This is a genomic window from Mitsuaria sp. TWR114 (assembly GCF_007997345.1).
Window position 1 is genome coordinate 1 of sequence record NZ_VOSR01000422.1, and the last position, 9,736, is coordinate 9,736.

9 protein-coding genes are annotated in these 9,736 nt (G+C 69.5%); 3 read left to right on the top strand and 6 right to left on the bottom strand.

Translation table 11 applies throughout. From position 1 onward, the window contains the following. A partial coding sequence (locus tag FUT87_RS28885) for an O-antigen ligase (protein WP_222617168.1) occupies nucleotides 1–1,870 on the top strand: 1,870 nt, incomplete at its 5' end. 127 nt (nucleotides 1,871–1,997) lie between these two features. Here the strand turns inward: FUT87_RS28885 and FUT87_RS15615 are convergent. From FUT87_RS15615 to FUT87_RS15640, 6 genes are all read right to left on the bottom strand, one after another. Beyond that, nucleotides 1,998–2,825: a LytTR family DNA-binding domain-containing protein gene (locus FUT87_RS15615; RefSeq protein ID WP_091728318.1), complete on the bottom strand. Its 828-nt coding sequence runs from the start codon at nucleotides 2,823–2,825 to the stop codon at nucleotides 1,998–2,000. Further along, the gene (locus FUT87_RS15620) at nucleotides 2,779–3,345 is read right to left on the bottom strand and encodes a hypothetical protein (protein ID WP_147241605.1); all 567 of its coding nucleotides are present in this window, start codon (nucleotides 3,343–3,345) and stop codon (nucleotides 2,779–2,781) included. The genes FUT87_RS15615 and FUT87_RS15620 overlap by 47 nt, the downstream gene beginning before the upstream one ends. Then, nucleotides 3,342–4,877, bottom strand: coding sequence for a sensor histidine kinase (locus FUT87_RS15625; RefSeq protein ID WP_186830561.1), 1,536 nt, complete (start codon nucleotides 4,875–4,877; stop codon nucleotides 3,342–3,344). Before FUT87_RS15625 ends, FUT87_RS15620 begins: the two co-directional genes overlap by 4 nt. Before the next feature lie 217 nt (nucleotides 4,878–5,094). Then, nucleotides 5,095–5,664, bottom strand: coding sequence for a YceI family protein (locus FUT87_RS15630; RefSeq protein WP_091731674.1), 570 nt, complete (start codon nucleotides 5,662–5,664; stop codon nucleotides 5,095–5,097). A 103-nt stretch (nucleotides 5,665–5,767) separates the two neighbouring features. After that, the gene (locus tag FUT87_RS15635; protein ID WP_147241608.1) at nucleotides 5,768–6,319 is read right to left on the bottom strand and encodes a YceI family protein; all 552 of its coding nucleotides are present in this window, start codon (nucleotides 6,317–6,319) and stop codon (nucleotides 5,768–5,770) included. Between the two features lie 150 nt (nucleotides 6,320–6,469). After that, complete coding sequence (locus FUT87_RS15640; protein WP_091731667.1) at nucleotides 6,470–7,009, bottom strand: cytochrome b; 540 nt, start codon at nucleotides 7,007–7,009, stop codon at nucleotides 6,470–6,472. A gap of 333 nt (nucleotides 7,010–7,342) precedes the next feature. Here FUT87_RS15640 and FUT87_RS15645 point away from each other — a divergent pair, with 333 nt between their 5' ends. Together FUT87_RS15645 and FUT87_RS15650 are read left to right on the top strand one after the other, a co-directional pair. Further along, a complete protein-coding gene (locus FUT87_RS15645) occupies nucleotides 7,343–7,921 on the top strand; it encodes an HD domain-containing protein (RefSeq protein WP_091728313.1) in 579 nt (192 codons plus the stop codon). 396 nt (nucleotides 7,922–8,317) lie between these two features. Beyond that, nucleotides 8,318–9,736, top strand: a 1,419-nt coding sequence (locus tag FUT87_RS15650) for a HAMP domain-containing sensor histidine kinase (protein WP_147241606.1), incomplete at its 3' end; no start/stop codon positions are given.

Here is a 9,736-nt window from a genome sequence, read left to right on the forward strand (position 1 = left end):
CGGCGCGCTGGCGGTGCTGCTGCTGGCCTTCTACGCCTCGCTGACGACCTTCTCGCGCGGCGTCTACCTGGCGGTGCCGCTGGGCATGGCGCTGTGCGCGCTGCTGTGGGCGGTGCAGCGCCGCGAGACCCTGGCGGCGGCGCGGCAGGAAGGATCGTTGCCCGGCAGCCTGGCGGCGACCGGTGGCCCCGTGCCGCTGGGCTGGTCCGCCGGCGTGATCGGCGGTACCGCGCTGGCGGCCTGGGTGCTCTTCGGCGCCGGTGGTTATCGGGCCCTGCTCGCGCTCGCGGGCAGCGTCGCGGTGCTGCTGGCGATGCCGGCCTCGCGCGCCTCCTGGCCGCGCGGACAGCAGCGCGCGCTGCTGGTGCTGTCGCCGTTGCCGGCGCTGCTGCTGGCGCTTGGCGGCGGGCTGCTGATCGACCTCGTGCCCAAGGGCGCCTACCTCATCGACGGCGCCGTGGTGCTGCTGGGCCTGGGGCTGGGCTGGCTGTGGCGCGGCGGGCTGACGCAGCCTGCGCAGGCCTTCGCGTTCGCGGTGGTGTGGATGGCCACGCTGGCGGGCGCCGGCCTGGTCGCGGCGCATTGGGGCGACGGCCGCGGACTGGGGCCGGTCGCGGCGGTGCTGGCCGTGCTCGCGATCGGATGGATCTCGACGCAATGGTCGCCGCGTGTCGGCGCCGACCTGCGCAGCGTCGGCTGGCGCATCCGGGGGCTGGTGTGGACCGGCTGCCTGCTGGCCTGCGCGGTGGTCGCGGCGCTGGGCGGGGGCGCGTACATCGGCCAGCGGATGTCGACCGGGCAGCAGGACTTCGAGGGCCGCCTTGAGCACTGGCGCATCGGCCTGGACCTGCTCAAGACCATGGACGAATGGCTGCTCGGCAAGGGCAGCGGCCGTTTCCCGGCGAGCTTCGCCAATGGTGGCCCCTTCGACGAGCGTGTCGGCGACTACCGGTGGAACCCGGCGCGCGAGGACGGGTTGGCCGTGGGGTTGCCAGGTGCGGAGCCGTCGCCGCGACCGACCGTCACGCTGACCAGCGGCCTGCACATGATGGGCAACGGCGAGATGTTCCGGCTCAGCCAGCGCGTGCCGTCGGTGGCGGGCGAGGTGGCCGCGACGGTGACCCTGCGAACCCAGTTCAAGACCCGGCTGCGGGTCGAGGTCTGCGAGAAGTTCCTGCTCTATCCGCTGCGCTGCGTGGACCGCGAGGCGGATGTCGAGCCGCTGGGCGGCGCCTGGCAGCCGGTGCAGCTGAAGCTGGGTCATGTGCCGCCGGACTTCGGCGGATCGATCTGGGCGCCGCGACGGCTGGTGGCCTCGGTCACGCAGAACTGGCGGGGTGGCGTGCTCGAGATTGCGTCGGTATCAATCGCGGACAGCGTGCACGGACCGCTGCTGCGCAACGGCGACTTCAGCGAGGGCCTGGCGCGCTGGTACTTCACCAGCGACCGCAACCACATGCCGTTCCACATGAAGAGCCTGCCCTTGCATGTGCTGTTCGAGCAGGGCCTGTTCGGCCTGGCGCTGTGGAGCAGTTTGCTGGTGACGGTGCTGTGGCGCTGCACCTTCGGTGCGGGTCGCCGCCATCCGCTGTCGCCCGCCGTCGTGGGTGGCCTGTCGGCCTTCGTGATCGTCGGTCTCTTCGACAGCCTGATCGATGCCCCGCGGATTGCGTTCCTCTTCTACGCGCTGATGGCGCTGGGCCTTGGCCTTCGCACGCCTTCGCGTCGCCCCGGCGGCCCTGGCGACCTTGACTCCAGCCACGGCCTCGAGACGGTGCAGCCCGACATGGATTCCGACTTCGAGGGTGCCCCCGAGGTTCGCCGTGCGATGAAGGCTGCTGGCGTCAAGCTCAAAGCTCCCCCTCGCTAATTCCCCAGGGATGCCTGCCACGAGTGACGCGGTTGCGAGTCGGGCGCCGGGCTAGGCGCAAACCGCAGCCATAGCAGCGCTATGGCGAGGATTTGCAACACCGCCCGGCACCCGACTCGCAGCCGCGTCACATGCCTTTGAAGAGGTGGGTGTAGGAGCGGCTCACCTCGAGTTTTTCGTCGAGGCCTCGAACGCCCACGAGCTGGCGGCCGCGGAAGTCGCGGCTGATGCCGTTGATGGCTTTCACGTTGACCAGTGTCGAGCGGTGGATCTGCCAGAACAGTTGCGGGTCGAGTTCCTCGACCAGTTCCTTGATCGGCTTGCGGATCAGCGCCTCGACGGTGGGCGTCTGGACGCGGGTGTATTTCTCGTCGCTGATGAAGAACAGCACGTCCTCCACCGGGATCATCTGAATGGTCTGGCCGACCGACGCCTGAATCCACTGCAGATACTTCGGCGCCCCTCCCGCGTTGTTCACCCGCGCCGACAGCGAGTGCAGCAGCTGCTGCAGCGTGCCGGTGGCCGGGCCTTCGGGTTCGGCCTCGCCGCTGCGCTGGGCCAGGCGCTTCTTGATGCGTCCGACGGTGACCTGCAGCCGGTCGCGTTCCGCGGGCTTGAGCACGTAGTCGCAGACGCCCTGCTCGAAGGCCTCGACCGCGTACTGGTCGTAGGCGGTGATGAAGACGATCTCGGGCAGCGCCCACTCGTCGTCGTCGGGCAGCTGCGCGATCTGCTTGGCCGCTTCCACGCCGGTCAGCCCCGGCATGCGGATGTCGAGGAAGACCAGGTCGGGCTTGTGTTCCTTGACCAGCTCGACGGCCTCCAGGCCGTTCTTGGCCTCGGCGACGATCTGGAGCTCGGGCCAGACCTCGGCGATGCGGCTGCGCAGCTGCTCGCGCATCAGTCGTTCATCGTCGGCGAGGACGGCGCGGGGGGCGGAGGTGGTGTCGCTCATGAGGGGCGATGTTAGGGCAGGCGCGTCCGCGGACCGGCAGGAAGGAAGGCTCAGGCGTGCAGGGTTGGCTCGGTGGGCGCTTGAGGCATGTTCGGCATGAGAGCCGGCCGACCGGCGCGGCGGGCGACACCATCGGCGCCTTGCGCGGCTTGTCGCGCACCAGCAGCCAGACGACCAGGCCGATCAGGATCAGCGGCGAGCCGACGATCGCGCCCACCCCCACCAGCGCCGCCAGCCCGGCCAGCACCAGCGCGCCGATGATCAGCAGCGGCAGGCCCAGGCCCAGCAGGAGCAGCAGCGGCACGATCAGGCACATCACGCCGATGGCGATGATCAAGCCCAGCCCGGCGCCGAAGGCATCGGCCAGGTCCAGGCTGGTCCAGATGACGTCGTCGCCGTCGATGGTGAGATGCACGCCGGGCACGTCGCCCAGCAGGTGGACCGCGCCCCAGCCGAGCAGCGTCGCCACGCCGACCAGGACGAAACCGAAGATCAACAGGGCCTTGAACAGCGTCTTCATGCGTGTGCTCCTTGTTCCTGCGCGTGGTGGGCAGAGGTCCGGTACGGGACGGTGATGGTGACGACGGTGCCGGAGGGCTGGTTCTCCGCGACGGTCAGGCTGGCCGCCTTGCCGTAGAGCAGCGACAGGCGCTCGCGGATGTTGGCCAGGCCGACGCCGGTGCCGGAGGTCGCGGCCCGGCCGAAGCCCAGGCCGGTGTCGGCGACGGTGACCTGCAGCTTGCCGTGGACGATCTCGGCCTTGAGGGTCAGGCTGCCGCCTTCCGCCTTGGGTTCGAGGCCGTGCTTGATGGCGTTCTCGACCAGGCTCTGGATCATCATCGGCGGGAACTCGGCCGAGAGCAGGCCGTCGGGCACGTCGATGCGGGTCTGGAGCCGCTCTTCCATGCGGACCTGCAGGATCTCGAGGTAGGGCCGGATCACGGCCATCTCGCGGCCCAGGTCGCGCACGCCGCCGTTGGCATTGGCCTCGCGCATCGTCGGCATCGAGGCCCGCAGCAGCGCGATCAGGTTCTTCTGCATCTGCGAGGCGCGCGGCGGGTCGGTCTCGATCAGGTGGTCGATGGAGGCCAGCGTGTTGAACAGGAAGTGGGGTTCGACCTGGGCCTGCATCGCGGCCATGCGCGCCTCGACGACCTGGCGGCGCAGCGATTCGGCCTCGGCGGTCTCGGTGGCCTTGGCGGCCTTGACCTCGGCCTGCAGCCGGCCCTTGTAGGTGGCCTTCAGCAGCGCCGAGGCCAGCACCACCAGGATGGCGAGCTTGTCCAGGAAATCGCCCAGGTGGACGGTGCGGTAGCGGGTCTTGCGCGAGGTCTCGCGCTGGGCCTGTTCGAGTTCATCCTTGGCTTCCTCGGCTTCGGCCTTGGCCTGGCGCGCCTCCTCGGCGGCCTCTTCCAGCACGCGCTTGGCGTCGTTGACGGCGGTGCGGACCGCTTCACGCACCGCATCGCGCTGCTTCTCGTTGGGGATGCGGATGTCGATGGCGGGCAGGTTGGGATCGGTGACCTCGGCCTCGGACGCCGCACCGCTGGCCGCCGCGCTGGCGGCGCTGAGCGGCTTGCGCGGCACGATGCGCACGCCGCGCTTGTCGATCTGGACTTCGTAGCGCAGGCCCTCGAGGTCCTCGGCCTGGATGCCGCTGGCGGCGGAGGCAGCGTGCTCGGGCTCGGCTTCTTCGCCGGAGCGCTCCGAGCGGGCGGCCCGCTCGGCCTCTGCCGCCTGCTTCTCGGCCTTGGCGGCGGCTTTCTCCGCGGCCTTTTCCGCTGCCTTCTCGCGGTCGCGATCCCGGCGCAGGTCCTTGGGCGGGTGGATGGTCTCGGTGGTCTCGACCGGCAACTGCCAGCTGAAGGAGAAGGGCGGCAGGGTCTGGAGGATGTTGGCGCCGATGATCAGCATCACCGACAGCAGCGCGAAGCGCTTCCAGGTGATGGACACCAGCCAGCTGCCGTAGCTGTGGAAACCCTGCTCGGCGGCTTTCATGAAGCGCTGCCAGCGCTGGCGCGGGGTGGGGGAGGCGGGAGTCGGCGCGTTCATGGGGGGACCTGTCGTATGGGGCGCACTGTACGCAAGTCCCCTGGGCGCCCGAGGCGGCGGGCGACGCGCCGTGCGGAGGCCGGGATGGACTGCGCCGATCCGCGACAGGCCGGGGCGTCGGCGCGGCGGTCCGGCCCGCTCCAGGCGGCCGCCCGCAAACGCGAAAGGCCCGCTTTCGCGGGCCTTCCGGCATCGGGTGTGAAGGATTCCCGGGGGCTTACTGCTTCACCGCCTCGACCTGGACGATGACCTTGATGTCCTTCGAGAAGCCGTACTGGATGCCGTAGTCGACACCGAAGGCCGTGCGGTCGAAGGTGGTCTCGAAGTCGCCGCCGCAGACCTCGCGCTTGAGCATCGGGTTGTCGTAGCAGTTGAAGTTGGTCGCGGTCAGCGTCACCGGGGCGGTCTTGCCCTTGAGCGTCAGCTGGCCGGACACCGAGGCCACCTTGTCGCCCGAGAAGGTGAACTTGTCGCCGACGAACTTGGCCGTCGGGTTGTTGGCCACGTCGAAGAAGTCCTTGCTCTTCAGGTGGTTGTCGAACTGCGTCGAGCCGGTGCTGATGCCGTTCATGTCGAAGGTGATCTCGACCTTGCCCGACTTGCCGGCCTTGTCGAACTGCACGGTGCCTTCCTTCTTGTCGAAGCGGCCGCGGTTGGTCGAGGTGCCGAAGTGCTTGATCTCGAAGGTGGCGTAGGTGTGCGTCGGGTCGATCGCGTAGGTCGCGCTCTGGGCTTGCGCCAGGCCGGCGGCGGCGATCAGGGAGGCGAGCAGCAGGGCTTTCTTCATCATCGTGGGGTCCTGTCGAACAGTTGGGATGGAAAGGAACCGGGCGAGGACCCGGACCGGTTGGAGGAACTCGGAGGAACTCGAAGGAATGGCGGCGGGCCGCTTACAGCGGCGCCATGCCGGTGAGGGCCAGCTTGAACTTCACCTGGACGTCGTTGGCGACCATGGAGGTGTCCTTCCACTCGCCCTCGCCGATGTTGAAGTCCAGCCGCTTGATCGCGAACGCGCCGGTGGCGGTCGTGGTGCCGCCGGCCTGGGCCAGCGCCACCGGCACGACCACGTCCTTCACCTGGCCCTTGATCGTGAGCTTGCCGGTGGCCTCGAACTTGCCGCCGCCCAGCGCCTTGATGGCGGTGCTCTGGAAGGTGGCGGTCGGGACCTTCTTGACGTTGAACCACTCGGGCTTGACCAGCTCGGCGTCGGTGGCGGCGTCGCCCAGCGTGGCGCTGCCCAGCTCGATCGACAGCGACACCTTGCCGGCGGCCGGGTTCTTCGGATCGAAGGCCACCTGCGCGTCGAATTTCTTGAAGTGGCCGTCCACCGGCACGCCCATCTGGCGGAAGGTGAAGGCGATGTCGCTCTGCGCCGGCACCAGCTTGGCGGTGGCGGGCGCGGCCGCGGTGGCGGCGGGCGTGGCCGGCTTGGTCTGCGCCATCGCCGGCGCGGCCAGGATGAAGGCGGCGCTCAGCACCGACAGCGCGGTGATCGAGAGATGGGTGGCCATACGTGCGGTCATGGAATCCTCTGCGGGGTCGGAAGTCTTGGGGTCAGGCGTTGTCCAGGGCGATTGCCGCGCCGATGCCGCTCAGGCGCGGCCCGGGAGCATGCGCCGCAGCAGGCCGTCCTTGTCGAGCACGACGTGCTTGACCACGGCGCCAAGGTGGGCAAGGACGAGCAGGCCGAGGCCGTAGGCAAAAAACTGGTGGAGCTGCTTGAGCGATTCCGCCAGCGCCTTGTCCTTGGGCACGAAGTCGGGCAGCGGCAGCACGCCGAACCACACGATCGGGAAGCCAGCCGCCGAGCTGTAGGCCCAGCCGCTCAGCGGCACCGCGAAGAAGGCCGCGTACAGCAGCCAGTGCACCGCGTGCGCGCCCAGCTTCTGCCACGCCGGCATCGGCAGGTCCGCCGGCGGGCGGTGCCCCAGGCGCCACAGCAGCCGCAGCGCCGACAGCGCCAGGATGGTCACGCCGGCCCACTTGTGCCAGTTGAAGAGCTTGAGCCGGGTCAGCGAGAACGGCAGGTCGGCCATGTACCAACCCACCGAGAAGGTCCCGATGATCGCGATCGCCAGCACCCAGTGGAACAGCATCGCCACGCCGTCGTAGCGGGTCTTGACCGCAGGCATCGGCGCCGGCGCGGCGACCGGCGCCACGGGCAGGGCGGCCGCCTCGGCCGGCTGCGTCGGGGCGTTGTCGGGGTCCTGGGGCTGGTCGTCGATCGTGGTCATGGAAAGCTCGCGTCCTGGGAAAGTTCCTGGGGCAGATCCCCGGGCCGTGGAGGGCCGGAGCGTCCGGAATGGAACGAAGTGTCTGCGTGCGCCGTACGTCGTCGGTTCACCGGAACTGAGGCCACTGTTCAGTCGATTTGAATGAGAACCCCATCGTCGCTTCACAGACCCGTCATCGGCGGGGTCGAGACTGGCGCCGCTCCGCCCTTGGAGTGACGTCGAGGATTCTTCATGGACCTGATCGCGAAGGTCGAGGCCGTGTTTCACCGTCGCGGCCACCTGCAGTACGGCGACGAGCGCCGCGAGCCGGTCACCGCGCTGGAGCACGCGCTCCAATGCGCGCAACTGGCCGAATGGGCGCACGCGGAGCATAGCCTTGTAGCCGCGGCGCTGCTGCATGACGTCGGCCAACTGATGGACGGTGGTTCAACCGCCCCTCTGCGGGATGACCAGCATGAATTGACCGCGCTGCCGCTGCTGCGCGCGGGCGGTCTGGGACCCGACGTGCTGGAGCCGATCCGGCTGCATGTCGACGCCAAGCGCTACCTGGTGAGCACCGATCCCGCCTACGGGCCCGGCCTGTCCGAGGCCTCGCGCCACAGCCTGGCGCTGCAGGGCGGTCCGATGAACGCGGAGGAGCGCCTGCGCTTCATGACCCAGCGGCACGCGAGCGCCGCGCTGCAGCTGCGCCGCTGGGACGACCTGGCCAAGCGGCCGGGCATGCGGACGCCGCCGCTGGGCTACTACCTCGCGCTGCTGGAGGAACTGCTGCGCGACAGCCATGCGCCGGAGCGACTGCGGATCGCCTGAGCGGCAGGAGCGCCCCGCCCGAACGCGCCGGACGTGGGGGAGGCCGAGGCCCCCAGCGCTCTCCCTCTTGAGGGGGATACCGGGAGAAGGCCTCCCTTCGCATACTGGGCACCGATCGCGCGCTGCCTGGACCTCAGCGTCGTGATCAAGGGGAGGAGTGCTATGCCGACCTACCAAAGCCCGATGGGGCGGCGGTGGTCGGCATAGTTTTATCCGCGCTGCGCTTTTTAGCCTTTCTCGCGATTTGCGCGTCGACCCGGCCGCGATGCGGTGCCGCCCCCAGGCATGGCACTTGGGTGTGAGGGTTCGGCAAGATATATTGCCGGCCCAGTACAAGCCTTACACAACCCATGCATCTCCACTCGCGGCAGCGGCCAGGCGCTGCCCCCTCCGGTCATGGCGGGTGAGCGCAGCGCCGAGCAGGCGAGCGTCGAGCTCGAACTGCTGCGCCTGATCGGCAAGCAGGGCCGCCGCGTCCCGTATCCGGTGAGCATCGCCGCGCTGATGATGGCGATGATGGCGGCGCAGGTGATGTCGCCGTGGCTGGCCTACGGTTGGCTGGGCGTGGTCTTCGTGGTGCTGGCGGCGCGCTGGGTCGTGCTGGGCCGGCTGCCCGAGATGCATGAGCGCCCCCTCGAGCAACGCCTGGACTGGGCGATCTGGCTGAGCCTGGCCAACGGCCTGGTCTTCAGCGTGTCGCTGGTCGCGGCGCCGCACCTGAGCGATTTCCAACGGATGGTGCAGACCATCGTGCTGCTGGGCCTGTGCGCCGGCGCGGTCGCGACCACGGCCGGCCATCGCGTCGTGTTCCAGGTCTTCCTGTGGCCGGTGACGCTGGCCAATGCGCTCGCGTGGGGCCTCTTCCACCAGCCCGGCGAGCAGCACCGCTGGCTCGACTGGGTGCTGTCGGCGCTGATCGTCTTCTTCGGCGTCATCCTGACCGGCTTGGCGCGCGACACCTACCGCGTGTTCGCCGAGTCGGTGCTGATCCGGCTGCAGCAGAACAAGAGCAACCAGCAGCTGCGCCAGGCGCTGTCGCAGGCGGAGTCCGCGATGGCGGCCAAGACGCGTTTCCTCGCCTCGGCCAGCCACGACCTGCGCCAGCCGATGCACACGCTGTCGCTGTTCGGCGCGGCGCTGGACAAGCGGCCGATGGACGACGAAGGCCGCGTCATCGTGACGCAGATGAACCTGGCGCTGCAGTCGCTGTCCTCGCAGATGGACGCGCTGCTGGACATCTCCAAGCTGGACGCCAACGTCGTGCCGGTGAACAACCAGGTCTTCGCGCTGCAGCCCTGGCTGGGCCGGCTGCAGCGGGAGTTCCAGCCGGCCGCGCTGCGCAAGCAGCTGCTGCTGCGCCTGGACTGCCCGCCCGAGGCCTGCGTCGAGAGCGACCCGGTGCTGCTCGAGCGCGTGGTGCGCAACCTGATCGACAACGCCATCAAGTACACGATGCGCGGCGAGGTGGCCATCGAGGTCAACCGCGGCCAGGACGAGGAAGTCTGGCGCCTGTCGGTGCGCGACACCGGCATGGGCATTCCCGAGCACGAGCAGCAGCGCATCTTCGAGGAGTTCTACCAGGTCGGGAATCCGGAGCGCGATCGCGCCAAGGGTCTGGGCCTGGGGCTGTCCATCGTCACCCGACTGGTCGACCTGCTGGACCTGCACCTGGGGCTGCGATCGGCGCCGGGGCATGGCTCCAGCTTCATGCTGAACGTGACGGCCGCCGACATCGCGCTGGTGCGGCCCGGCGCGGCGCCCAGACAGGGCCCGGCGCTGCCCCCGATGCGGGTGCTGGTGATCGACGACGAGGAG

Excerpts from the sequence above, each read along its gene's own strand:
- FUT87_RS15625 (WP_186830561.1), bottom strand. The coding sequence starts at position 4,877 with ATGAACGCGCCGACTCCCGCCTCCCCCACCCCGCGCCAGCGCTGGCAG.
- FUT87_RS15635 (WP_147241608.1), bottom strand. The coding sequence starts at position 6,319 with ATGGCGCAGACCAAGCCGGCCACGCCCGCCGCCACCGCGGCCGCGCCC.
- FUT87_RS15640 (WP_091731667.1), bottom strand. The coding sequence starts at position 7,009 with ATGCCTGCGGTCAAGACCCGCTACGACGGCGTGGCGATGCTGTTCCAC.
- FUT87_RS15615 (WP_091728318.1), bottom strand. The coding sequence starts at position 2,825 with ATGAGCGACACCACCTCCGCCCCCCGCGCCGTCCTCGCCGACGATGAA.
- FUT87_RS15630 (WP_091731674.1), bottom strand. The coding sequence starts at position 5,664 with ATGAAGAAAGCCCTGCTGCTCGCCTCCCTGATCGCCGCCGCCGGCCTG.
- FUT87_RS15620 (WP_147241605.1), bottom strand. The coding sequence starts at position 3,345 with ATGAAGACGCTGTTCAAGGCCCTGTTGATCTTCGGTTTCGTCCTGGTC.
- FUT87_RS15645 (WP_091728313.1), top strand. The coding sequence starts at position 7,343 with ATGGACCTGATCGCGAAGGTCGAGGCCGTGTTTCACCGTCGCGGCCAC.